This is a genomic window from Bradyrhizobium sp. TM233, from assembly GCF_036247965.1.
In the GTDB taxonomy this organism is placed as follows: Bacteria; Pseudomonadota; Alphaproteobacteria; order Rhizobiales; family Xanthobacteraceae; genus Bradyrhizobium; species Bradyrhizobium ottawaense.
In genome coordinates this window covers 795,708-818,056 of sequence record NZ_BTIG01000001.1, presented here as the reverse complement: position 1 = coordinate 818,056, position 22,349 = coordinate 795,708, and the positions used below count along the sequence as shown (strand labels likewise).

The following is a 22,349-nucleotide window of genomic DNA, read 5'->3' as shown; positions in this document are numbered from 1 at the left end:
AACCCGTTTGCCGACAGGTTCTTGAACCCCTCCACCCCATGCAAGCCGCCGACATCATGGACGACCCCATCAAAAAGCCCGTCAGCCCGCTTAAAACCTGCCCGATCTGCGGCAAGCCGCAGTCCGAGGCCACCCGTCCGTTCTGCTCCCCGCGCTGCCGCGACGTCGATCTGAACCGCTGGCTGAAAGGCTCCTACGTCATCCCCGGTCGCGACGACGATTTGGAGGACCTGGAATAAACAGCAATATCAAACGTTTAGCGGCTCACGCGAGCCGCCGCGCCCCAGCCGCGGCAGCTTGTGCACAGCCGGGCCGCGCCCGGCGAAGCCACTTGGCGAAGCCGGGTGGACAGGCCGCCCCTAGCCCACTATAAACCGCCCGCTCGATGGGCTTTGGCCCCTCTCTTGGAGCATGCCCAGGTAGCTCAGTTGGTAGAGCATGCGACTGAAAATCGCAGTGTCGGTGGTTCGATTCCGCCCCTGGGCACCATTCCCCTGACGTCGGACATCCCCGAGATGTGGCTGCTCCTGAGGCACTACCCTCGTTCGCTATACGTGGCCGGCGGCCGCTGATATGATCGTTGGACGGTAAACGGCAGCTCGCCATCATACTTTTTCTGCGATGCCGGCCTTCTGATCGGACCTCGATCCCGCTCGCGCCTCTTCGCGTTGCCTCGACAAGAACGCTGAACAAATCGTCAATGGCTGCCGCGTCCCCGCTCACATTGGGAGATGTGCCATGGCTGCATCGGACTGGCGTCTCGAAGGCGAATGGATGAAGAACTGCACCTGCGCGTTTGGCTGTCCCTGCGATTTCAACGCACGGCCGACCCAAGGCTATTGCAAGGGAATGGTCGCCATGCGGATCGCCAGGGGACATTTCGAAGGGACCAGGCTCGATGGTCTCTGCTTTGCGATCACGGTCGACTTTCCTGGGCCGCTTCATGAGGGCAATGGGACAATCCAGCCCATCATCGACGAACGCGCCACGGCGGAGCAGCGTCAGGCGTTGTTCGATATCTTTTCCGGTAAGCATTCGGCCGAAGGCACGCTTTTCCAGATCGTCAGCATGATCGTTACCAAGATCCACGATCCGGTGTTTGCGCCGTTCGAGTTTTCCTTCGACAAAGAAGGACGCGTCGCAAAACTCGTCGCCAGGGGCGTGCTCGAGACCGATGTCGAGCCGATCAAGAATCCGGTGACCGGTGATCCGCACCGCATCCAGGTGGTCATGCCCGAGGGGTTCGAACATCGGGCGGCCGAGGTCGCATCCGCCAACATCCGCTCGACCGGCGCGATCCCGTTCGAGACCCGGGGTACGCATAGCTCGCTCGCCAATGTTGTGCAGACGCCCGAGGGGGTTGCCGCATGATAGGGCGCTGACACCGACACAAGACCTCGGTGTCAGCTCCTCATCGCTATGGACAAGTCGATGCAGGGGCGCTCGATACTGGAACACCTGCTCCACCGCGACCGGCTGATCGTCGCGATCGGGACTGCCGCAGTGGTGGTGCTCGCCTGGGCCTATCTCGCCGCGGGCGCCGGCATGGACACCGAGATGATGACCGACATGCCGGACATGGCGCCGATGCCGTGGACGCCATTCTATGGCGTGCTGCTGTTCGTGATGTGGTGGGTGATGATGGTCGCGATGATGGCGCCGAGCGCGGTGCTCACCCTTCTCTTGTATGCGACCGTCAAGCGCAAGCAGGAGACTGCCTCCCGCGCCGCAATCGATACCTGGATCTTTCTCGCCGGCTATCTCGTGACGTGGGCGGGGTTCAGTCTTGCCGCGGTCCTGGTGCAAGGAGCGTTCGAACGCTTCGGATTGCTGTCGATGGCGATGGCAAGCACCAGCGCGTTTCTGGGCGGCGGCGTTCTGATTGCAGCAGGGGTTTATCAGTTCACGCCGCTCAAACAGGCGTGTCTGCGCTACTGCGAGAGCCCGCTGTTGTTTCTCAGCCGACATTGGCGGCCCGGCACACGCGGCGCATTGCGAATGGGACTTCGCCACGGCAGCTACTGCGTCGGCTGTTGCTGGTTTCTGATGGTATTGCTGTTCGTCGGCGGCGTAATGAACCTCGCCTGGATCATCGGCATCGCGCTCTATGTCGCCGGCGAGAAGCTGCTGCCGTTCGGCCGAAGATTGAGCTATGCGGCAGGCGGGGTCCTCATCCTGTCCGGCGCGATCGTTCTTGCGCGCGCAATCTGAAAAGCCGGTCCAAAGGCGGCTGGAAATGTGCCGCTTTCGACATGCCCATGTACCTGATTGCTCAAGGCCAGCCGACCTCCGTGATGATACGGATGCTTTAAGCTGAAGAATTGAGCTTTGCCCAAACACAAACTTAAGGCTGTTTCAGCTACCTTTGCGCTATGAGCAGCACCCGCGCCGCTTTCGGCCGCGGGTGTCCCTGTGCAGTCGAGGCGGAGACAAGGCGATGCCAATACTGCGGGCGAGCGCAGTTCTGCCCTGGCGGCCGAAGCGGGGGTGCGCGTCGTGATTCCCGCAGGGGCAGTCCGCAAAGCCGGAAGAACGATCCTGCGGAATGGTCCGCTGCAGATCGCATTGTTCTTTCTGCCCCTGGTCTGGATCGGCTATTTCGCCATCACCGCGTCGGAGCGGATGGACGCGGTCGAGCAGGCGCGGTCGCACGGCGACAGCGTCGCCGAACTGTTCGAGGAAAACACCGAACGCATCTTCGAGCGCGTCGATCAGTCATTGCTGGTGGTACGAGCGCTCTACGCCCAGGATCCGCTCACCTTCAGCTTGAAGTCATGGTCGGACAAGGCCCGCATTGCGACCGGCGACGTGGTTCAGCTCGCATTGATCGGATCGGGCGGATACATGATCGAGACGACCGCGGGCTATTCCGGTCCGCCGCTTTATCTTGGCGATCGCGAGCACTTCATCAATGTCATGGCGCAAGCCGACGATCGCCTCTACGTCGCCAAGCCGGTGCTGGGACGGGCCTCGAACAAATGGACGATCCAGCTCGCAAGAAAGTTGTTCGACCTCGAGGGGAATCCGGCCGGGGTGATCGTCGGCTCGATCAGCGTCGACGTGGTCGGCAGGTTCTACGACACGGCAAAGCTCGGCGTCGGAGGAACACTGGTGCTCAGAAATGCCAATTACGTCGTGCTCGCCGCCCGGGGCGTGGACCAGGGCTCCGTGCTGGGACAACGCACACCCAGCCGCGTCGAGGGCGAGCTCGGTGACGGCTTCTATGTGCAATATTGGAACGAGAACCGACCGAACCGCAGCGACCGGCTGATCACGGCGCGCAGGTCGCGCGCGTTTCCGCTCATCTTCACCGTCGGCATTTCGGAGCAGGAGATTTATTCCCGCTCCGCCTTCAGGCAGAAGGTCTATCTCGGCGGCGCGCTGCTGCTTACGTTCATTATTCTCGCCGCGACGACATTCCATTGGCGACGGCAGCAGGCGCTGGATCGCGCTCACCGCGAGCGGCGCGATTTTGCCAGCAAGTTCGAGGATGCGCTCCGGAACCTTCCTCAGGGCTTGAGCATGTTCGATGGCCGCGACCGCCTGATCGCATTCAACCCGCAATGGCTCGAACTCTATGGTCTCCTGCCGGAAGACATTCGGATCGGCATGCATTTCCGGGATATATTCGCAAAACAGACCGCCGTGCTCGACGTCGAGACCTATCTCGTCGATTTAAAGAACCGGCTCACCCGGTCGGAGCAGATCTCGAACACGGTGCAGTTTCCCGATGGGCGGGTCGTCTACATCTCCTACGGCCGGCGCGAGGGTGGCGGCTGGGTCGCTACTCATGAGGACATCACCGAGCGCAAGGCGTCGGCGGACCGCATCGAGCGGCTGGCGCATTACGACAGCCTGACCGGCCTTGCCAACCGCAACCTGTTCAAGGAGCGCCTCGACGAGGCGCTGGCCAGCCCGCGCCGGCTGGAGCCTGCGTTCGCCGTACTCCTGCTCGATCTCGACAAGTTCAAGTCCGTCAATGATGCGCTCGGCCATCAATGCGGCGACGCGTTGCTGAAGCAGGTTGCCGACCGGATCAAGGCGCAGATTCGTGATGCCGATACGGCGGCGCGAATTGGCGGCGACGAGTTTGCCGTGATCGTGGCCGCGATGCGCGACGGCGCTGCAAGCCTGGCCGAGCGGCTGGTCCAGGCCATTGCCGAGCCCTATCACATCGATGGCCATCCCGTCGTGATCGGCTGTAGCATTGGCCTTGCGCTCGTGCCCGAGCACGGCACGCGGGTCGATGAGATCCTTCGCAACGCCGATCTTGCGCTCTACAGGTCGAAGAATGCCGGCCGAAGCTGCTTCCACCTCTATTCAGCGGAGCTCAAGGCGGAAGCGGATCAGCGCAACGTGCTCGAGATCGAACTGCGCGAAGCGATCTGGCGCGAGGAGCTGGAGGTGTTTTATCAGCCCGTGATCGAGCTCGGCACCGGCCGGGTAAAATCGGTCGAAGCCCTGGCGCGCTGGCATCACGGCACCAGGGGCTACATTCCTCCGGCTGAGTTCATTGCGGTTGCGGAGGCGGGGGGCTTGATCGTCGAGCTCGGCAATCAGGTGCTTGCCCGGGCCTGTCGCGATGCGATGAGCATGCCGGCCGACGTTAAGGTCGCCGTCAATCTCTCTGCCCTGCAATTTGCCGGCACCAATCTCGTCGACACCGTGACGTTTGCGTTGGCGCAGAGCGGCCTTCCGCAAACCCGGCTCGAGCTCGAGATCACCGAGAGCGTATTTCTCGCCGACACCGAGGAGAACCTCAAGACACTCCAGCGCCTCAAGGCGCTCGGCGTCTCCATTGCCCTCGACGATTTCGGTGTCGGATACTCGTCTTTGTCCTATTTGACGGCCTTTCCTTTCGACAAGGTCAAGATCGACAAATCGTTCATCGACAGGATCGATCGCTGCGAGACCGTCGCCGTGCTGAAGTCCATCGTGCAGCTCGCGAAGACGTTGAAGCTCTCGATCGTCGCTGAGGGGGTCGAGTCCTTCGAGCAGGCTAAACGGCTTCAGTCACTCGGCATCCCGCTCGGCCAGGGATTTCACTTCAGCAAGCCCGTGCCGCTCGCCGGCCTCTCGTGGCAGGCCCCCCCGGCGCGACGGAAACAGCGGGCGGCGTGAGCTGAATGCCTCCGGCGTCTGTCATCATCGCCCGCCGCCCAAAAGCAGGAAAGCTGAGCAGGTGAAGCCTCCCTATTAACAGTTTGGAAGGGGGCAAGACCTGGTGGTCCGCCCTGGCACGTTCAACTTCCGCTGAGAGCCGAAGGACCGCACCGCGGAGCCAATTCCCGAGCCACATCGCACCCGCCGATCCTGGCACCCTGCTTGCTCAGTCATGACCAAAGCCGGGCCTCGGCAGAGAGGTCCGTTTCAGGTTGAGGCATGCGATGCAAGAAATGTCCCGTTCTGGTACTGCTGGCGAACTCCGGCTCGATGCGCTGATCGCCGATTTGTGGTGGCGCGTTCGGCTGTTGAATACCGATATTCTCGAGGAGGAAGCCAAGGCCGGCGTGTTCGACGTGCTTCAGCCGACCTATCCGTTGCTTGCACTCAACCTTCGAGCGCGGCGCGACAATCTGGTCTCCACGATCGGTGTGCTCGAGGAGCGCGCGAAATCGGTGGCGGAAGCGGCTTGAGCGCAGTCTCCGGCTACACTGGAGGGCAATCGCATATGGCCTTCTCAGCCGGCTGAGCGCGCGCCTCGTCCTTCGAGATGACCGCGGAGCCTGTCGTGAATGAGATGGCTCTTCACGGTGCTGACGGACACGCCGAGCGTTGCGAAGATCACGTCGCGCGTCCGTCCTTCCCAGATGAGCTCGACGGACAAGCCGCCACGCGGGCGTCGTGCTGCGGATGACGCGTGATCGCCGACGTCCCGATCATCGCCGCGTGATCGGCGACACATATCATTCCAGCTGGTCGATCTAGCTTGCAGTCAGGTGGTTCGCAGTGATCCACCAGGAAGAGGACAAGCCTTATGCGCAATACCATCCTTGCGGCTTTCGCAGCGATCACCCTGGCAGGCGCGGTGACGCCCGCGAGCGCGCTGACCATCGTCCGCGATCATCGCGACCCGCCCATCGTGCGCGACCATCGCAATCAGACCATCGTCAGGGACCACCGCACCCAGCCCGAGGTCCGCGACCACCGCCACTAAGCGTGTGCCGGTGGAGCCGAGCCGGACAGGCTCGGCTCCACCGTTGTTTTTTCCTAAACGCCCGACAATCGCTGCGCACGCAGCGCCGACGTCCATTCGCGATTGTGAGGCCTGAGCACGCGCCAGGTTCCCGCCGCCATGCTATGGCTGTTCCCGCAACTTCCCGCGAGGCCGCCATGCTCCCCATTCCCGCCGATATCTTCACCGAGCCCGAGGACGTCTCGCCCGACGGCCTTGCCAACCTCGGCCCGCTCCGCCGTCTCGCAGGGCATTGGCAGGCGGACAAGGGCATCGACATCAATCCGAAGGCGGAGGGGCCGGAGCGGCGGACCTTCATCGAGCGCATCCGCATGGACCCGATCGATCCGCAGGCCAACGGGCCGCAGCTGCTGTACGGGCTGCGCTATCACATCCACATCAACACGCCCGAGGAAGACATCACCTTCCACGACCAGGTCGGCTATTGGCTGTGGGAGCCCGCGACCGGGCTGATCATGCAGACGCTGGCGATTCCGCGCGGGCAGGTGCTGCTGGCTTCGGGCAAGGCCGGGCCCGACGACAGGACGATCTCCGTTACCGCGAAGCGGGGCGACACCGCCTACGGCATCTGCTCGACCGACTTTCTGGAACAGGCCTTCCGCACCGATTCCTACCGCTGCGACATCACCTTCAACGACGACGGCAGCTGGACCTATCTGATCCAGACCGAGTTGTTCGTCCGCGGCGCGCCGTTCGATCATCGCGACACCAACACGCTGCAGCTGGTCGCGCCACCGAAGCTCAATCCGCTCGCGGTGATCGTGAACGATCGCACCAAGGACAATGGGCCGGCAGTGTGAGGCGCGGCGTCGGAGAATCGCATGAAGCCCTATGTCATCTGTCTGATGCACTCCAGCCTCGACGGCCGCACCCATCCCAGCCGCTGGCGCCCGAAGGGGGCGGGCACGGACTGGTTCGAGAAGATTCATGACGAACTCGGCGGCGATGCCTGGGTGATCGGCCGCGTCACCGGCTCGGAGTTCGCCAAGGGTCAGCCTTACCCTGCGACGAAGGACGCGAAGCTGCCGCGTGAAAACTGGTTCGCGCGGCGGGACGCCAAGACCTATGGAATCGTGCTCGATGCGCAGGGCAAGATCGGCTGGGGCCGCTCGGACATCGGCGGCGATCCGATCGTCGTCGTGCTGACCGAGAGCGTGCCGGATTCGCATCTCGCAGGGCTCCGGGGCGAGAGCGTGTCCTACATCTTTGCCGGCAAGTCCGAGCTCGATCTGGCGATGGCGCTGGACATTCTCAGCCGCGAGCTCGGTGTGAAGCGGCTGCTGGTGGAGGGCGGCGGCGTCGCCAATGGCGCGTTCCTGCGCGCCGGTCTCATCGACGAGTTCAACCTGATCCTCAGTCCCGCGATCGATGGCGCAACGGGCGCGCCCTTCGTGTTCTCGTCAACGGAGGCGGACAGCGACAAGCGCGCGCCGATCACCGCGATGACGCTCGAGAGCACACGCGATCTCGGCGGCGGTGTCCTGCTGCTGCGCTATCTGATCAAGAACGATCCGCAAGCTGCGAGCCGGTAACGCGCGGCCATGCCCGGGATAACAGAGCACATCGTCATCGTCGGCGCCGGCGCGGCCGGCTTGATGGCGGCGCGCGCGCTGGTGCGGGCCGGCCGCAAGGTGACGGTGCTGGAGGCGCGCGAGCGCTGCGGCGGCCGCATCCTTCCGCTGCCGGTTGAAGAGTTCGGCTACCCCGCCGCGGGCGGCGCCGAATTCGTCCATGGCGAGGCGCCGGTCACGCGCGGACTGCTGCGCGAGGCCGGGCTGGCCCTTCACGAGATCGCAGGCGAGCAGTGGAGCTTTGACGGGACGAAGCTCTCGCGCGACGAACGCGACGATCCGCATGAGGCGGAGCTTCAGGCCGTGCTGAGGGACTTGAAGGAGGATCTCTCCGTCGCCGAGTTCCTGCGCCGGCATTTCGCCGGGGATGACTATGCGCCGATGCGCCAATCGATCGAGCGGATGGTCGAGGGCTATGACGCGGCCGACCCCGAGCGTGCCTCGACGCTGGCGCTGCGCGAGGAATGGATGGATGGCGGGCACGCGGCGCAGGCGCGCATCGATGGCGGCTATGGCGCGCTGATCGACTTTCTGGCGGCCGCCTGCCGCAGGCTCGGCGTGACCATCCATTTCGGCTGCGTGGTCTCGGCGATCGCGGAGGACGGCGACACGGCGTCCGTTCGCTGCGGCGGCGGCGATGTCTACGGCTGCGATCGCGTGATCCTCACCGTGCCGCTGCCGCTGCTGCGCGAGATGGCCTTCCCGGCGAGCGCGCGCGCGAGGCTTGCTGCGGTGGGCGACATCGGCTTCGGCAACGTCATCAAGATCCTGCTGCGCTTCGCGAAGCCATGGTGGCGCGAGCGGCAACAGGATCTCGCGGACATGACCTTCCTGTTGTCCGACCGGACCATCCCGGTGTGGTGGACGCAATATCCGAGTGGGCAGGCCGTGCTCACCGGCTGGTTCGGCGGCCCGCGCACGGCGGAGCTGGACAACCTCGATCCGCAAGGACTGATTGATGCCGGGCTCGATTCGCTCGCCGCCATCTTCAAGCTGTCGCGCGAGGACGTCGCGCGCGAGCTCGTGGCGGCCACGGCGACCAACTGGGCGCATGATCCCTTCGCCCGCGGTGCCTATTCCTGGGCGACGCCGCGGACGCGCGCGGCGCAAGTGATCCTCGCGCGCGCCGACGGCCTGGTGCTGTTTTCCGGCGAAGCGCTCTATCGCGGCCGTGACATGGGCACGGTGGAAGCGGCGCTGGCGAGCGGCCTGGAGACGGCCGAGATGATTTTGCGCGTTTGAGGAGGTTTGTCGTCATGGCCGGGTCATGACGAGTTGACGGAAAAAAGGCCCGCATCGCGGGCCTTTCCTCTTACCAGCGGCTACCGCCGAAGCCGAACGTCACGGCGGGACCGCCGCCGCCGTAATAACCGTACGGCCCGCCGCCGTAATAGCCGTGATGCCGCGGGTAGTAGCCGTAGTTCCTATGGTGCGGACGATAGTAGCCGTGATGGTGGTGATGATGACGCCAGTGATGATGGTGGCGATGGCCGTGGTGCCGGTGCTGCGCGCTGATGTCGGTCGACTGGCTGGCTGGCGCGTTCTGCTTCGCGCTTGAATTATTGGCCGCGTTCGCCGCCGATCCGCCGGCAAGCGCCGCAGCACCGACCGCCATCGCGACAATAAGATACTTCATGGTGTCATCACTCCAGTTGAATGTCGTGTGACAACAGATGGGCGCTTCCCGCGTTCCGGCCAGTGCGGGCGTCGAAACGACGCAGGATCGCGACGTCCGATTCGCGCGCGTGCGTGTGGGTCGTGAGATTTATTGTCGCATCATCCGCATTGATCGCATGGCTGCCATCACTTGGCCGCGAATGAGGCGATCACGTCGTCGCTGGTGACGATGCGCGCGAACTCGCCGTTCAGGTTCGACAGCGTCATCGCGTGGATCTCCTCAGCGGAATGCTTGTCGCCGTCGGGCCCGATGCGATCGAAGGTCCATGTCGCATCGCGCACGAGGTGCGCATCGAAACCGAGATTGCCGGCCATCCGCGTCGTCGTCTCCACGCAATGATTGGTGGTCGCGCCGCAGATCACGAGCGTGCCGATGCCGGCCGCGCGCAGGCGCTGTTCCAGGTCGGTGCCGATGAAGGCGCTGTTGACGCGCTTGACGATCACGGTCTCGCCCGGCTGCTCGCGCGCCTCGTCCTTGACGGCGTAGCCGGAGCCTTGCGGCAGAAACGACGAATTCGGCTTCGTTCCCTCGTGGCGGATATGAAAGATCGGGGCGCCGCGCGCCCTGAACGCCTGCAGCAGATCGCCGATGCGCGCCACCGCATCCGGATTGTTGCGCCGCTGTCCCGCCGCCTCCCATTCGTCGAACGCGCGCTGGGACGTCGACGACGATGAGGGCGGGGAAGGGGGCGGGCATGATCGGACCTTTCGGGCGGGTGTGGTGGCGAATATGCGAGGCGACAGGGACGGTGCGCAATGCCGATCTTCCCTCGTTTCGCGACAGCTTTCGTGCCCTGGACGCAGCGCAGCGTCTCTTCCCTGCATGGCCGGCTTGCTGAGGATCAAAGCGGCAAGGACTGGCCGGCCTAGTGTCGCGGCACCAAATGTTTGGGAATCGATGAGATGCGAGAGGACGCCATGCAGGGGCTGAGTCAACCGGACGGACTTGCCGGAATCAGGACGCTGCCGGAGCTGCTGCGCTGGCGCGTCAAAGCGACGCCGGCGGCGGAGGCCTATCGTCATTTCGATGCGACCGCGCGGCGCTGGGTGAGCCAATCCTGGCACGAGATCGATGCGGAATTCGAGCTGTGGCGGCGCTCGCTCGCCGCGGAGGAGTTCGCGCCCGGCGAACGCGTCGCCATCCTGATGCCGAACGGCATTGCGCATATCGCGATGGACCAGGCGGCGCTGTCGCGCGGCCTGGTGCCGGTGCCGATGCATGCCGTCGACAACCCCGACAGCATCGCCTACGTCCTTGTCGATTCCGGCGCGCTGCTCTTGTTCGTCGATACGCTGGAGCGGTGGCAGGCGATCGTGGCGACCGGCCAGCCGCTCGACCATCTCAAGCGCATCGTCTGCGCGGATGCAGGCGGGCTCATCACGCCGGACGCGCGCATCGTCGGGCTTGACCACTGGCTCGCACAAGCACCCGGCGCGACCGCGGCGCTGGCCGATGTCCTGATCGAACCGGACGATCTCGCCGCCATCGTCTACACCTCGGGCACGACCGGGCGGCCGAAGGGCGTGATGCTGTCGCATGGCAATGTCGTCGCCAATGTGAAGGCGATCGCGCACCGCATCGCCGCCGAACCGCACGACGTCTTCCTGTCCTTCCTGCCGCTCTCGCACACTTTCGAGCGCACCGGCGGCTATTACTACCCGATCGCGGCCGGCGCCTGTGTCGCCTATGCCCGCTCGGTGCCGCAACTCTCGGAGGACCTGAAGCACGTGCGGCCGACAGTGCTGGTCTCGGTGCCGCGGATCTACGAGCGCATCTACGCGCTGATCATGCAGCATCGCGCATCAGCCGGCTGGATCGAGCGCGCGCTGCTCGACCTCACCATCACCGTCGGCGGGCGGCGTTTCGATGCGCGGCAGCGGCATGGCGCGCCGTCGCTGCTCGACCGGTTGGCCTGGCCGCTTCTCAAGCGGCTCGTCGCCGACAGAGTGCTGGCGCAGCTCGGCGGCCGCCTGCGCGTCGCGGTCTCGGGCGGCGCGCCGATCGCGGAGCCCGTCATCCGCCTGTTTCTCGCGCTCGGGCTCGACGTCCTCCAGGGCTACGGCATGACCGAGACCTCGCCGGTGGTCTCCGTCAACACCATCGATGACAATGATCCGCACTCGGTCGGCCACGTCCTCGACGGCGTCGAGGTGAGGCTAGGCGAGAACGACGAATTGCTGGTGCGCGGCCCCAGCGTGATGCTCGGCTATTGGCACAAGCCGGAGGAGACGCGCCGTGTCAAGGACGCCGACGGCTGGCTGCACACCGGCGACCAGGCCCGCATCGAGAACGGGCGCATCACCATCACCGGCCGCATCAAGGACATCCTGGTCACGTCGACCGGCGAGAAGATCGCGCCGGTGGACCTGGAGACCGCGATCCTCGCCGATCCCCTGTTCGAGCAGGCTCTGGTGGTCGGCGAGCAGCGGCCGTTCCTCACCGCGCTGGTCGTGCTGAATGCAAAAGCCTGGGTCGAGGAGAAGGAAAGGCTAGCTGCCAGCGGCAAGCAAGGCGGCGCGGCGGAACGGGCTGCGCTGCTGGCCAGGATCGCGGCGGCCGTGAAGGCCTATCCGTCCTACGCCACGCCGCGCGCGGTGTGGTGGACGCTGGATCCGTGGACCATTGCGAGCGGCCTGCTCACGCCGACGCTGAAGAACAAGCGGCCCGCGCTCGAACGCCGCTTCGCGGACGAGATCGAACACGTCTATGCGAAGAAGCCCGCGGCGATAACGCCGACGTGATTTCGCCTCTTCCCGCGGTTGATCCAGCGCAACTTCAGTTAGCGCCTCCGGATGCAGTGTCGCCAGCGAAAATTCGTACGGCAATCGAGGCAAGTCATGAAGGCGTATTTCATCGGCGGTGGCATTGGATCGCTCGCGGGCGCGGCGTTCCTGATCCGCGACGCGCAGCAGGCGGGGCGTGACATCGTGATCTACGAGGCGCAGCCGCTGGTCGGCGGCAGCCTCGACGGCGCGCTGCTCGCGAACGGCGCCTATTCGCTGCGCGGCGGGCGCATGCTGACCACCGACCACTACGAATGCACCTGGGATCTGCTCTCCAGCATCCCTTCGCTCGAGCATCCCGGCCTCAGCGTGCGCGAGGAGACCATCGCGTTCAATCTGGAGAACCCGGCGCACTCGCAGGCGCGGCTCGTCGACCGCAACCGCTTCAAGGTCGACGTCTCGCATATGGGCTTTTCCGCGCGCGACCGGCTCGAGCTGCTGCGGCTCACCGAGGCCTCGGAGGAGACCCTCGGCAACAGCCGCATCACCGACTGGCTCTCGCCGAAATTCTTCGAGTCCAATTTCTGGTACATGTGGCAGACCACCTTTGCGTTCCAGCCCTGGCACAGCGCGGTCGAGCTGAAGCGCTATCTGCACCGCTTCATGAGCGAGTTTCCGCGCATCGAGACGCTCGCCGGCGTCAAGCGCACGGTCTACAACCAGTATGACGCGATCGTGCGGCCGCTGGTCGACTGGCTGAAGCAGCAGGGTGTGCAGTTCGTGCGCGGCACGCGCGTCACGGACATGGGACTCGAGAACGAGGACGGGCGCTTGCGGGTGCGTCAGCTCGTGCTCGACCGCGACGGCCGCATCGCCAATGTCCGGCTCGAGGACGGCGATCTCGTGTTCTTCCAGAACGGCTCGATGACGGACGCCTCGAGCCTCGGCACCATGACCGAGCCGGCGCCGCATCTGACCAAGAAAGACAGCCAGGGCTGGGCGCTGTGGGAGACGATCGCGAAGGAGCGTCCCGAATTCGGCAATCCCTCCGCGTTCAACACTTCGATCCCCGAATCCTATTGGCTGTCCTTCACCGTCACCTGCCGCGATCCGCTCTTCTTCGACCGGATGGAGGCGTTCTCCGGCAACCGGGCCGGCACCGGCGGTCTCGTCACGTTCAAGGATTCCAACTGGCTGATGTCGGTCGTGCTCTATCACCAGCCGCATTTCGTCGGTCAGCCGAACAATTTGCAGGTGTTCTGGGGCTATGGGTTGCATCCCGACCGTGTCGGCAATTTCGTCGGCAAGCCGATGTCCGAATGCGGCGGCGCGGAGATCCTGAAGGAGCTGTGTGGCCATTTGAATTTCGACGGGGCCGTGTTCGAGGATGCGATCTGCGTTCCCTGCCGCATGCCCTACATCACCAGCATGTTCATGCCGCGCAATCTGGCCGACCGGCCGCTGCCGGTGCCGAAGAACTCCGTCAACCTCGCTTTCGTCAGCCAGTTCGTCGAGATTCCCGACGACGTCGTGTTCACCGTCGAATATTCGGTGCGCGCGGCGCAGATGGCGGTCTACCAGCTGATGAAGATCGATCGTCCGGTGCCGCCGGTGACGCGCCACGACAAGTCGCTCGCGGTGATCTTCGCGACGCTGGAGAAGGCGTTCGCGTGATCGCTACTTGAACGGGTTACTTGAAGGGATCTTGGATCGACGGCGCCGATTGCCGGATGCGGCGCACGCTGACCGGGGTGCCGTCGGAGACGAACAGCAACTCGTAGCGCCGGCCCTCGCTGTCGGTGGCCGAGCAGGTGACGTCAGTCACCTTCCTGGCGGCGAAATTGCCGGTCTGGCGGCAGAGGCCGGTGGAGGTCTGCTCGGCCGGCACCGGCAGGCCGTCGACCCTGGGGCGGTCCTTGGAGTTGAGCAGCATGCGGTCGATCGGCAGCTCGTAGGAATTGTCGTCGGCGCGCTTGCCGTTCTCGCCGGAGAACGACACGACGTGGCTGTCGTCGGTGGGATCGTCGACCGCGACGGCGAAATTGACCCGGCCCTTGTCACCGTGGGCGTAGGCCACCGTCTTGCAGGCGAAGGTGCGGCCTGCGACCTTGAAGGTCTTGCAGTGGCCCGACATCAGCGCCAGCAGGTCGATGAAGGCATTCTGCGGCGCCGGCGGATTGTTGACCGGAATTGGTTTGGAAGTCTCGGCAAAACAAGGACTTGCCAAAGCGGCAAGGGTGGCCGTGAAAACAAGGGTCGCGGCCAGCGGCGATCGGCAGAGGCGCATTGGAAGGCTCACGTGCCAGGGAACCATGGACAGGTTCCGCACCATAACCATCGAACCGCACATTGGTTGCGATCCCGTTTGTCCTGCAAGTCCCGCCTGGAATACCACCGCGCCACCCCGACGGCGATTTGTCCAAATCGCCCAAACCGTCCGCCGGCACTTGCCGTCAGGCCGGTGTTTTTTTCGTGGCGGAACTCAGGCCATCGCCGCCTGCCAGCGCGTATCGCGAAGTGAGGGCCGGCGGTGCAGGCGGGCGTCCAGCAGGGTGCGGGCGCGGGGCAACTCGCCGCTGCGCACGAGTGCGACGATATAGGTGTCCTCGACCAGTTCGCGCTGGGCGTGGCTGCCGCCGATCCGCACGACCTCGGCGAGGACAGGCGCGAGCGTTTTGACGCATGAGGCGTAGTCTTCGTCCGCGAAGGCCGCCAGCGCGCGGAAGATCGCCGGCACCACGGGGCCGGCCGGCAGCTTACCCTCGGCGAGCCGCTGCTCGATCACCGCAAGGCGCGCGCTGAGCGCCGCGTGGTTTTGCGTCGCCGCCGCGAACAGCGCCATGTGGACGTCGGCGAAGGACAGGCTCGACTTCGGAAACAGTTTTTGCGCGGCGGTGTCGGCCTCCACCCACAGTGCCTTCGGCACGGTGTGACCGTACGCCGACAGGCGCCACAGCAGCGAGGCGGCGTCGGTGATGACGTTGAGCGGCGGCGCCTGCGTGGCCGTGGGCTGGAGCACGTCGGCATAGATCGCGAGCGCGCGTGTCGCATCGCCCTGCTCGAGCGCGCCGAGCGCCTGGTGCCAGCGGATATGGCCGTGCAAAATTCCGGCGCGGTCGTAAGAGGGGATCCAGTCGTCGACGAGGCGGTCGGCCGCGTCGATCGAGCCGTCCTCGAACATCGCATGCAGCACCGCATGCGCGGCGTGGGCATTGGCCCGGCGGAGGTCGAAACCGCGCTCGGTCATGGCGCGGCCGCGCGCGACATCGCCGTTCTCGGTCATCGCCCAGCCGGCCATGGTCAGGAACCACCAGTCCTCGCCATAATGCTGCGCGAGCCGCTCGCACAGCTCGTGCCGCGCGCGGTCGTGGTCGGCCATGCCGGAGAAGGCGAACAGACCGAACGCGCCGAGCGGCAGCGACAGCACCAAGGCATCGCGCGGCCAGCTCTCGACATGCCTTAGCGTGGATGCGATCGCCTCCGGTAGCCGGCCCTCGATCGCAAGCGCCAGCGTTTCGACGTGCGAGCGCTCGCGCTCGGTGCCGCGCTTGGCGACCAGCTCGCGTGCGAGCGCCGCCTTGCCCCGGGCGAGGTCGCCCTGCTGATAGAAGGCGTGCACGCGGGCGCGGGCGATATGGGGAAGCGCGAAATCCGGGTCAGCCGCAATCGCGCGCTCCAGCATCTCCGCCATGCCGGTCCAGCCCGCGAGCATGAGGTCGACACCCTCGCGATAGGCGGACGCCGCCTCGTGCGAGGTGGTGGAGAGCGCCAGGCCGTAGCGGTCATCAAGCGCCATCGTGATCTCCCGGTCTCACGCCGTCCGCGCGCGCCGGCCTTCGATCGGGTAGGCGGGATCGTTGTAGCCCGGCGTCGAGGGATGGCCCGGCACGACCAGCCGGTCGATCAGCGCCTCGTCATCCGCTGTGAAGCGGTAGTCGAGCGCGCTGATGTAGCCGTCCCACTGCTCCTCGGTGCGGGGACCTGCGACGATCGAGGAGACGAAGGCGGAGTTGAGCACCCAGGCGACGGCGAACTGGCCGGCGGTGATGCCCTTTTTCTCGGCGTGCGTCTTGATCTCCTGCGCGAGCTGAAGCGATTCCGGCCGCCATTCGGTCTGCATCATGCGGGTGTCGTTGCGGCCCGCGCGCGTCTCCTTGTCGGGGGCGGCATCCGGCTTGTACTTGCCGGTGAGAACGCCGCGCGCGAGCGGGCTGTAGGGCACGATACCGAGGCCGTAATAGGCGCAGGCCGGAAAGTGCTCGACCTCGGGCATGCGGTTCATCGCGTTGTAATAAGGCTGGCTCACCGCGGGCCGGTCGATGCCGAGGCGGTCGCAGATGTTGCAGATCTCGGCAACGCGCCAGGCGCGGTAGTTCGACACGCCGAAATAGCGCACCTTGCCGGCGCGGATCAAATCGCCCATCGCGCGCACCGTCTCTTCCAGCGGCGTCGCATGGTCTTCCTTGTGCAGATAGTAGATGTCGATGTGGTCGGTGCCGAGCCGCGTCAGGCTTTCGTCGGCGGCCTGCAGCACCCAGCGCCGCGACAGGCCAGCGCGATTGGGATCGTCGCCCATCCCAGTGTTCATGGGGTTGGCAAGCTTGGTGGCGAGCACCCAGGCGTGACGGTTGCTGGCAATGGCGCGCCCCACGACTTCCTCGGAGCCGCCCTTGGAATAGGCGTCCGCGGTGTCGATGAAATTGATCCCGGCATCCCGCGCCTTGGCGATGATCCGTTTTGACGTGGCTTCATCGGTCGGCCCCCCGAACATCATGGTGCCCAAACAGATCGGCGACACTTTCAGGCCGCTGCGGCCGAGCTGGCGGTATTGCATGGGTAGATCCTCGATATTGGTGGAGGGCAGCATAGCCAGCCATAGCCGTCATTGCGAGCGCAGCGAAGCAATCCAGAACTGCATCCGCGGAAGGATTCTGGATTGCTTCGTCGCAAGAGCTCCTCGCAATGACGAGGTTGTGGAGCGCTGATGCCCCATACTCGATGTCATCGCCCGACTTGATCGGGCGATCTAGTACGCCGAGACGGCTGTGATCGATCGAGAAGCTGCGGTGTACTGGATTCCCCGCCTCCGCGGGGAATGACAGCTGTGGGTGTGGTCGGCTTTAGGTGGCGGCCTGACCGCGCGCCTATCCCGGCCCCTTCAGAATCTTGAACACGCCATTCGCCATCACGATGCAGCGGCCATCCACTGTCACCTCCGTGCTCATGAAGATCAGGCTGCGCGTCGAGCGCACCACGCGCGGACGGGAGATCAGGATGTCGCCGATCTGGCCGGCCTCGACGAAATGGGTGTCGAGCTGCACCGTCGCCATGAACTCCTTGCCGGATGTGTAGCGGGCGGTCATGCCGCAGGTGCGGTCGGCGAAGGTCATCATCACGCCGCCCTGGACCATGCCGCGGCGGTTGTGGTGCTTGTCCTCGGTCGCGAGCGCGAATTCATAATGGCCGTCGACCTTGCGCTCCCACAGGGGGCCGATCAGGTGCAGGAAGCCCGTGGTCTGAAGGATGGTCCAGCCGTCTGATTTGAGCCTTGCGGCGGCCTTGTTGGTCATCTCGTCGTCCGTTCCTGTGCGGGCCTTGCGTTCTCGTTCCATCGGGGCCGGACGTGGTGTAGTCAAGCATCATGAGACCGTTCGACGATGCCACACGGCGGAATATCGCGAATGCCTGCGCGGCCTTCATGCGGCTGCCGGCGGGTGAAGCGCCGACGACGCTGAAGCGTGCCGCGGTGGCGGTTGCGCTGACGGCGAGCGAGGACGATGACACCGCATTCCTGCTCACGCTGCGCGCATCACATCTGCGCGCCCATCGCGGCCAATGGGCGCTGCCGGGCGGCCGCTGCGACGCCGGCGAGACGCCGGTCGAGGCGGCGCTGCGCGAGCTCGACGAGGAGCTTGGCCTCCGCCTCACCGGCGCGCAGGTGCTCGGCACGCTCGACGACTATCCGACCCGGTCCGGCTATCTGATCACGCCCGTCGTGGTCTGGGCCGCCGACAGTGCCGCGATCAGGCCGAACCCGGATGAGGTGGCTTCGGTCCATCGCATTGCGCTCGACACCATCGAGCGCGACGACGCCTTCGACTTCGTCGCCATCCCCGAAAGCGCGCGCCGCGTCATTCGCTTCCATCACCAGGAAAGCCTGATCCACGCGCCGACGGCGGCGCTGATCTACCAGTTCCGCGAGGTGCTGGCGGGCCGGCACACCCGCGTGGCGGAGCTGGAACAGCCGGTGTTCGCCTGGAAGTGACGCAAGAGACGAAAAAAGAGGTAAACGGCGCGTTAACGTGACGGTTACCGGATGCCTGCTAAGAGGGCAGCATGCATCATTCGATTCGCAATAGCTTCGCGCTGGTTCCACTTGCGCTCGTCCTGCTCGCGCCCGCCGCGCGTGGCGGCGAGGCCGACGCGCTGCCGCCCGCCGTTCGCGATGCCAACGCGCAGCTGCTGTCGCAATTCTTCGCGCAGGGTGGCGCCTCGCCGGCCGTGCTCGAATATCGCCGCAAGCTTGCGGAATATCAGGCGGCGCGCGCGGCCTTCGACGCCGAGGCCGGCGCCTATTGGAGCCAGATCTCCGAGAAGCGGAAAGGCCGCAACGCCAAGCGGCGCAGCGGGCAGCAAGTGACGCTCGATGATTACGTGCTGGAGCATCCGCCGCTCTATAACGGGCCGAAGAAGCCGGTGAATCCGGAGCCGGAGGAAACGCCGGACCGTCCCGCCAAAAAGCCGATCCCGGTGGTCGCCGATTTCCTGCGCGCGGCCCAGGAGCTCTACCAGTTCACGCCGCAGCGCCCGGCGAGCGAGGTCGAGTTCAAGCGCGCCTATGCGCGCTACGCGCTCGCCTCCGGGCTGACGCGCGAGCAGGCCGTGCGGGTCTATTCGTTCGAGACCGGGGGCACCGGCAGCCACGACGTTCAGGCGGGAATCGAGCATGGCGGCAAGCGCGCGATCTCGACCGCGATGGGCTACAACCAGCTCCTGACCACCAACAGCGTCGAGCTGCTGGCCGAGCAGGGCCACGAACTCATTCGCGCGCTCTCCGAGAAGGTGGCGCGGACATCAGGACCGGCGCGCCAGTCGCTCGAGCACAAGCTCGTCGTGCTGAAGAAAATGGTGGCCCATGCGAAGTCGGTGCCCGACACCTGGTCGGAGCACGAGAAGATCGGCAACACCGCGCAGGGCTGGGCCATGCATGCGATGGTGCTCGACATTGATGTCGGTCCGATGCTGCAGACCCACAAGCTCCTGACCTCGGTGCTGTTCGCCCGCGCCAAGGGCTACACCCGTCCGCTGACCGCGGCCGAGCTCGAGATGATGAACCTCACCGGCGACGGCACCGGGCTCGACATGGTGACGATGCCGCAGGCGATGCGCGAGCAGGTGCCGACCTCGAACTTCTTCCAGCGCGGCGGCTACGAGCGCAACCCGGTCGCGATCCGCCACAACACGGTCGCCAAGCTGCTGGCGGTGACGGACGATCGGATGGATTCGAACAGCGGCAAACCCGGTGCAAGGGAATTGGCGGGGGCGTTTTAGCTCTTAGCCCTGCCACATCCTCCGCTGTCATGCCCCGGCTTGACCGGGGCATCCAGTACGCTGCGGCCTCTCGATTCAATCACAATGGCCTCTGGAATACTGGATCACCCGCTTTCGCGGGTGATGACACCGAGTGTGTGGCGGCTCTGTCGCCCATCGCCGCGCTTACTGATCCGGCCCGAACTTGAACTTGCCGTCGCCTTCCAGATAGGGGCCGCTGCGCATGTAGAGCTGGCCGTTGTGGCCGATGAAGAACAGCGTGCCTCTCGGGACCTTCTTGGCGCCCTTCAGGAGCTCGCCGGCGTTGCTGGTGCCCATCTTGTAGGAAAAGGTCTTGCCTTCCTTGTCATAGGCGTAGCCGGTGTCGGGCTTGAGCTCCCACGGCGTTGCCGGGGCTTGCGCGAAAGCGGACCCGGCGAATGCGCCGAGCGTTATGAGTGCAACCGAAACAACTGCAAATGTCTTCATTGAAAATGCCATGATCCCATCCTCCCCGTCGTTGGGGCACTGGGCTTGAACAAATCACGAACGGTATATCCGGGTCAATTTGCGAAAGCGCCGCAGCGCATCACGTCTGGCCCAGCAGTTTGTGATTTTCCCTTCGTCCCCTCGCGACTATGTTCCGCTTTCCGTCTAGAACGCAACTCGACAAAATTAGGGGTGGGGATGATTCGGATGCGCCATGTGATTAAACTTTGCTGGGCTGCTGCATTGTCGTTGACGGCGCTGGCGCCGGCCGCCCGGGCCGATGATTACCAGCTCAGCCACAACCAGAGGATTTCGTGCAGCCGCGGCCTGGCCCCCGGCAAGCTGAACACGGCGACCTGCAAGTCCTACACCTACCTCTTCAACACCAAGACCTCGGAATATTTCCGCTGCCAGGTCTCGCTGGCGCTGACGCGCGACAACAAGGAAGTCATCAACGTCCAGACCGACGGCGGCTGCATCAAGAAGCCGCGCATCTTCGAGACCGACGGCAAGTATGATTTCGACGCGACCGAGACCGAGCCGCCGAACACCAATTCGTTCTTCGGCCCCGGCGGCTATTCGGTGTGGGCCGCCGATGTCGGCGCGCAGAAGGTGCGCGGCTGCATCATCATCTCGTCCGGCCTCGGTTCCGACATCTCCAAGTGCCTGGACATGACGTTCCAGTGAGGGGGAGCTCGATCGCCTCGTAGGTGGTGCGCTCCCTCCCCCGCCTGCGGGGGAGGGTTGGGGAGAGGGTGTCTCCGCAATGGGACAATTCCCTAGAGGAGAGAACCCTCACCCGCGCCTTCGGCGCGACCTCTCCCGCAAGCGGGAGAGGCGACCGAGCCAGCGGCACCAGCGTTCGATCCTCATGTGAGGTCGCTCGTTCTTCGCTGCGCCACGTCGCCGCAGCCGCAGGTTCCCAAAAATCGAGCCTGACCGGCCGTTTACCGCAGCCCAGCTTTATCTTTTGGATGGGTTGACCCGCATCCCTCATCCGGCCAATTTCGCCGCCGGTTTGGGGAGTACAACAACCATGAAACGGACTATCTTCGGCGCGGCCGCGGCTCTTGCTCTGGCGGCGTCGGCACCTTGCGCGCAGGCGCAATCCTTCATCAACGTGCTGACCGGCGGCACCTCCGGGGTCTATTATCCGCTCGGCGTCGCGATCGGGAAGATCTACGGCGACAAGATTCCGAACGTGAAGACGCAGGTGCAGGCCACCAAGGCGTCGGTCGAGAATTTGATCCTGCTGCAGCAGGGCCGCGGCGAGCTGGCGTTCACGCTCGGCGACTCGCTCAAGGCCGCCTGGGACGGCGAGGAGGAAGCGGGCTTCAAGTCCAAGCTCGACAAGCTCAGGACCATCGGCGCGATCTATCCGAACTACATCCAGATCGTCGCCACCACCGAGTCCGGCATCAAGACGCTGGCCGACCTTAAGGGCAAGAGCCTCTCGGTCGGCGCGCCCAAGTCGGGGACCGAGCTCAATTCGCGCGCGATCCTCGGCGCCGCGGGCATGACCTACAAGGATCTCGGCAAGGTCGAATATCTGCCGTTCGCCGAATCCGTCGACCTCATGAAGAACCGCCAGCTTGCGGCCACGCTGCAATCGGCCGGTCTCGGCGTCGCCTCGCTGAAGGACCTTTCGACCTCGAGCCCGATCACGGTGGTGTCGGTGCCGAAGGAGACCGTCGACAAGATCGGCCCGCCCTTCGTCTCCGCGATCATTCCGGCCAACACCTATACCGGCCAGGACAAGGACGTGCCGACTGCGGCCGTGATCAACTATCTCGTCACGAGCTCCGCGGTGTCGGACGATCTTGCCTATCAGATGACCAAGCTGATCTACGACTCGCTGCCGGAATTGCAGAATGCGCATGCGGCCGGCAAGGAGATCAAGCTCGAGACCGCCGCGACAGGCAGCCCGGTTCCGCTGCACCCCGGCGCGATCCGCTATTACAAGGAAAAAGGGCTGATCAAGTAATTCCACCCGGTGTCGTTCCGGGGCGGCTCGCCAGAGCCGAACCCGGAATCTCGAGATTGCGGGTTCGATGCTCCGCATCGCCCCGGAATGACGGTGGAGAGATTGTTCGCACATGCCCGGGATAAGCCCGGGCATGACGTTTTTTGGGTCCTGTGCCAATGCTATCGCGGCATGGACA

22 protein-coding genes, 1 tRNA gene and 1 pseudogene are annotated in these 22,349 nt (G+C 64.9%); 16 read left to right on the top strand and 8 right to left on the bottom strand.

Annotated elements, in window-relative coordinates; all coding sequences use genetic code 11:
• Nucleotides 1-56 precede the first annotated feature (56 nt).
• The 6 genes from yacG to AABA86_RS03825 all read left to right on the top strand — a co-directional run bounded on the left by yacG (nt 57) and on the right by AABA86_RS03825 (nt 5,636).
• Nucleotides 57-239: a DNA gyrase inhibitor YacG gene (yacG, locus tag AABA86_RS03850; protein ID WP_338306143.1), complete on the top strand. Its 183-nt coding sequence runs from the start codon at nt 57-59 to the stop codon at nt 237-239.
• A 174-nt stretch (nt 240-413) separates the two neighbouring features.
• Nucleotides 414-489, top strand: a tRNA-Phe gene (locus tag AABA86_RS03845).
• Nucleotides 490-738: 249 nt separating this feature from the next.
• Nucleotides 739-1,371: a DUF1326 domain-containing protein gene (locus AABA86_RS03840; RefSeq protein WP_338305781.1), complete on the top strand. Its 633-nt coding sequence runs from the start codon at nt 739-741 to the stop codon at nt 1,369-1,371.
• A gap of 60 nt (nt 1,372-1,431) precedes the next feature.
• Entirely contained in the window at nt 1,432-2,211 is a 780-nt protein-coding gene (locus AABA86_RS03835; protein WP_246550047.1) for a DUF2182 domain-containing protein, read from the top strand.
• Nucleotides 2,212-2,565: 354 nt separating this feature from the next.
• Complete coding sequence (locus tag AABA86_RS03830; protein WP_338305780.1) at nt 2,566-5,121, top strand: bifunctional diguanylate cyclase/phosphodiesterase; 2,556 nt, start codon at nt 2,566-2,568, stop codon at nt 5,119-5,121.
• A 266-nt stretch (nt 5,122-5,387) separates the two neighbouring features.
• On the top strand, nt 5,388-5,636 hold the full coding sequence (locus AABA86_RS03825) for a hypothetical protein (protein ID WP_212245975.1): 249 nt from the start codon (nt 5,388-5,390) through the stop codon (nt 5,634-5,636).
• A gap of 44 nt (nt 5,637-5,680) precedes the next feature.
• Here the strand turns inward: AABA86_RS03825 and AABA86_RS03820 are convergent, their stop codons facing one another.
• Nucleotides 5,681-5,827: a hypothetical protein gene (locus AABA86_RS03820; RefSeq protein WP_338305779.1), complete on the bottom strand. Its 147-nt coding sequence runs from the start codon at nt 5,825-5,827 to the stop codon at nt 5,681-5,683.
• Between the two features lie 150 nt (nt 5,828-5,977).
• Between AABA86_RS03820 and AABA86_RS03815 the strand changes: the two genes are divergently transcribed.
• The 4 genes from AABA86_RS03815 to AABA86_RS03800 all read left to right on the top strand — a co-directional run bounded on the left by AABA86_RS03815 (nt 5,978) and on the right by AABA86_RS03800 (nt 9,009).
• Nucleotides 5,978-6,157 (top strand): hypothetical protein, encoded by a 180-nt coding sequence (locus tag AABA86_RS03815; protein ID WP_212245974.1) that lies wholly within the window; start codon nt 5,978-5,980, stop codon nt 6,155-6,157.
• A 176-nt stretch (nt 6,158-6,333) separates the two neighbouring features.
• Nucleotides 6,334-6,996: an FABP family protein gene (locus tag AABA86_RS03810; protein ID WP_338305778.1), complete on the top strand. Its 663-nt coding sequence runs from the start codon at nt 6,334-6,336 to the stop codon at nt 6,994-6,996.
• 21 nt (nt 6,997-7,017) lie between these two features.
• Nucleotides 7,018-7,728 (top strand): RibD family protein, encoded by a 711-nt coding sequence (locus AABA86_RS03805; RefSeq protein ID WP_338305777.1) that lies wholly within the window; start codon nt 7,018-7,020, stop codon nt 7,726-7,728.
• Nucleotides 7,729-7,737: 9 nt separating this feature from the next.
• Entirely contained in the window at nt 7,738-9,009 is a 1,272-nt protein-coding gene (locus AABA86_RS03800) for a flavin monoamine oxidase family protein (protein ID WP_338305776.1), read from the top strand.
• Nucleotides 9,010-9,079: 70 nt separating this feature from the next.
• Here the strand turns inward: AABA86_RS03800 and AABA86_RS03795 are convergent, their stop codons facing one another.
• Together AABA86_RS03795 and AABA86_RS03790 are read right to left on the bottom strand one after the other, a co-directional pair.
• Complete coding sequence (locus AABA86_RS03795) at nt 9,080-9,403, bottom strand: hypothetical protein (protein ID WP_212245968.1); 324 nt, start codon at nt 9,401-9,403, stop codon at nt 9,080-9,082.
• A gap of 167 nt (nt 9,404-9,570) precedes the next feature.
• A pseudogene (locus tag AABA86_RS03790) lies at nt 9,571-10,141 on the bottom strand (cysteine hydrolase family protein).
• Nucleotides 10,142-10,362: 221 nt separating this feature from the next.
• On the opposite strand from AABA86_RS03790, the gene AABA86_RS03785 reads away from it, so the two are divergent.
• Together AABA86_RS03785 and AABA86_RS03780 are read left to right on the top strand one after the other, a co-directional pair.
• Nucleotides 10,363-12,186 carry an AMP-dependent synthetase/ligase gene (locus AABA86_RS03785; RefSeq protein WP_338305775.1) on the top strand — a complete coding sequence of 608 codons (1,824 nt, stop codon included), beginning with the start codon at nt 10,363-10,365 and terminating at the stop codon, nt 12,184-12,186.
• Nucleotides 12,187-12,237: 51 nt separating this feature from the next.
• Nucleotides 12,238-13,842 (top strand): oleate hydratase, encoded by a 1,605-nt coding sequence (locus AABA86_RS03780; RefSeq protein WP_338305774.1) that lies wholly within the window; start codon nt 12,238-12,240, stop codon nt 13,840-13,842.
• Nucleotides 13,843-13,858: 16 nt separating this feature from the next.
• Here AABA86_RS03780 and AABA86_RS03775 read toward each other — a convergent pair whose 3' ends face one another.
• From AABA86_RS03775 to AABA86_RS03760, 4 genes are all read right to left on the bottom strand, one after another.
• Entirely contained in the window at nt 13,859-14,455 is a 597-nt protein-coding gene (locus AABA86_RS03775; RefSeq protein ID WP_338305773.1) for a hypothetical protein, read from the bottom strand.
• A gap of 195 nt (nt 14,456-14,650) precedes the next feature.
• On the bottom strand, nt 14,651-15,964 hold the full coding sequence (locus AABA86_RS03770; protein ID WP_338305772.1) for a tetratricopeptide repeat protein: 1,314 nt from the start codon (nt 15,962-15,964) through the stop codon (nt 14,651-14,653).
• A 15-nt stretch (nt 15,965-15,979) separates the two neighbouring features.
• On the bottom strand, nt 15,980-17,002 hold the full coding sequence (locus AABA86_RS03765; RefSeq protein ID WP_338305771.1) for an aldo/keto reductase: 1,023 nt from the start codon (nt 17,000-17,002) through the stop codon (nt 15,980-15,982).
• Nucleotides 17,003-17,312: 310 nt separating this feature from the next.
• Nucleotides 17,313-17,738: a PaaI family thioesterase gene (locus AABA86_RS03760; RefSeq protein ID WP_212245961.1), complete on the bottom strand. Its 426-nt coding sequence runs from the start codon at nt 17,736-17,738 to the stop codon at nt 17,313-17,315.
• Between the two features lie 71 nt (nt 17,739-17,809).
• Here AABA86_RS03760 and AABA86_RS03755 point away from each other — a divergent pair, with 71 nt between their 5' ends.
• Together AABA86_RS03755 and AABA86_RS03750 are read left to right on the top strand one after the other, a co-directional pair.
• Entirely contained in the window at nt 17,810-18,433 is a 624-nt protein-coding gene (locus AABA86_RS03755) for an NUDIX hydrolase (RefSeq protein WP_338305770.1), read from the top strand.
• Between the two features lie 71 nt (nt 18,434-18,504).
• Nucleotides 18,505-19,719, top strand: a complete 1,215-nt coding sequence (locus AABA86_RS03750) for a hypothetical protein (protein ID WP_338305768.1) — start codon at nt 18,505-18,507, stop codon at nt 19,717-19,719.
• Between the two features lie 165 nt (nt 19,720-19,884).
• On the opposite strand, the gene AABA86_RS03745 is transcribed toward AABA86_RS03750, so the two are convergent.
• Nucleotides 19,885-20,199 carry a hypothetical protein gene (locus AABA86_RS03745; protein WP_212245958.1) on the bottom strand — a complete coding sequence of 105 codons (315 nt, stop codon included), beginning with the start codon at nt 20,197-20,199 and terminating at the stop codon, nt 19,885-19,887.
• A 195-nt stretch (nt 20,200-20,394) separates the two neighbouring features.
• Here AABA86_RS03745 and AABA86_RS03740 point away from each other — a divergent pair, with 195 nt between their 5' ends.
• Together AABA86_RS03740 and AABA86_RS03735 are read left to right on the top strand one after the other, a co-directional pair.
• Entirely contained in the window at nt 20,395-20,874 is a 480-nt protein-coding gene (locus AABA86_RS03740; RefSeq protein ID WP_338305767.1) for a hypothetical protein, read from the top strand.
• A gap of 349 nt (nt 20,875-21,223) precedes the next feature.
• Entirely contained in the window at nt 21,224-22,171 is a 948-nt protein-coding gene (locus AABA86_RS03735; RefSeq protein WP_338305766.1) for a TAXI family TRAP transporter solute-binding subunit, read from the top strand.
• Nucleotides 22,172-22,349 lie beyond the last annotated feature (178 nt).

What these genes read in the sequence shown, in the direction of transcription:
- yacG (WP_338306143.1), top strand. Translation starts at nt 57, where the DNA reads ATGGACGACCCCATCAAAAAGCCCGTCAGCCCGCTTAAAACCTGCCCG.
- AABA86_RS03840 (WP_338305781.1), top strand. Translation starts at nt 739, where the DNA reads ATGGCTGCATCGGACTGGCGTCTCGAAGGCGAATGGATGAAGAACTGC.
- AABA86_RS03835 (WP_246550047.1), top strand. Translation starts at nt 1,432, where the DNA reads ATGCAGGGGCGCTCGATACTGGAACACCTGCTCCACCGCGACCGGCTG.
- AABA86_RS03825 (WP_212245975.1), top strand. Translation starts at nt 5,388, where the DNA reads ATGCAAGAAATGTCCCGTTCTGGTACTGCTGGCGAACTCCGGCTCGAT.
- AABA86_RS03815 (WP_212245974.1), top strand. Translation starts at nt 5,978, where the DNA reads ATGCGCAATACCATCCTTGCGGCTTTCGCAGCGATCACCCTGGCAGGC.
- AABA86_RS03810 (WP_338305778.1), top strand. Translation starts at nt 6,334, where the DNA reads ATGCTCCCCATTCCCGCCGATATCTTCACCGAGCCCGAGGACGTCTCG.
- AABA86_RS03805 (WP_338305777.1), top strand. Translation starts at nt 7,018, where the DNA reads ATGAAGCCCTATGTCATCTGTCTGATGCACTCCAGCCTCGACGGCCGC.
- AABA86_RS03800 (WP_338305776.1), top strand. Translation starts at nt 7,738, where the DNA reads ATGCCCGGGATAACAGAGCACATCGTCATCGTCGGCGCCGGCGCGGCC.
- AABA86_RS03795 (WP_212245968.1), bottom strand. Translation starts at nt 9,403, where the DNA reads ATGAAGTATCTTATTGTCGCGATGGCGGTCGGTGCTGCGGCGCTTGCC.
- AABA86_RS03785 (WP_338305775.1), top strand. Translation starts at nt 10,363, where the DNA reads ATGCAGGGGCTGAGTCAACCGGACGGACTTGCCGGAATCAGGACGCTG.
- AABA86_RS03780 (WP_338305774.1), top strand. Translation starts at nt 12,238, where the DNA reads ATGCAGTGTCGCCAGCGAAAATTCGTACGGCAATCGAGGCAAGTCATG.
- AABA86_RS03775 (WP_338305773.1), bottom strand. Translation starts at nt 14,455, where the DNA reads ATGCGCCTCTGCCGATCGCCGCTGGCCGCGACCCTTGTTTTCACGGCC.
- AABA86_RS03770 (WP_338305772.1), bottom strand. Translation starts at nt 15,964, where the DNA reads ATGGCGCTTGATGACCGCTACGGCCTGGCGCTCTCCACCACCTCGCAC.
- AABA86_RS03765 (WP_338305771.1), bottom strand. Translation starts at nt 17,002, where the DNA reads ATGCAATACCGCCAGCTCGGCCGCAGCGGCCTGAAAGTGTCGCCGATC.
- AABA86_RS03760 (WP_212245961.1), bottom strand. Translation starts at nt 17,738, where the DNA reads ATGACCAACAAGGCCGCCGCAAGGCTCAAATCAGACGGCTGGACCATC.
- AABA86_RS03755 (WP_338305770.1), top strand. Translation starts at nt 17,810, where the DNA reads ATGAGACCGTTCGACGATGCCACACGGCGGAATATCGCGAATGCCTGC.
- AABA86_RS03750 (WP_338305768.1), top strand. Translation starts at nt 18,505, where the DNA reads ATGCATCATTCGATTCGCAATAGCTTCGCGCTGGTTCCACTTGCGCTC.
- AABA86_RS03745 (WP_212245958.1), bottom strand. Translation starts at nt 20,199, where the DNA reads ATGGCATTTTCAATGAAGACATTTGCAGTTGTTTCGGTTGCACTCATA.
- AABA86_RS03740 (WP_338305767.1), top strand. Translation starts at nt 20,395, where the DNA reads ATGCGCCATGTGATTAAACTTTGCTGGGCTGCTGCATTGTCGTTGACG.
- AABA86_RS03735 (WP_338305766.1), top strand. Translation starts at nt 21,224, where the DNA reads ATGAAACGGACTATCTTCGGCGCGGCCGCGGCTCTTGCTCTGGCGGCG.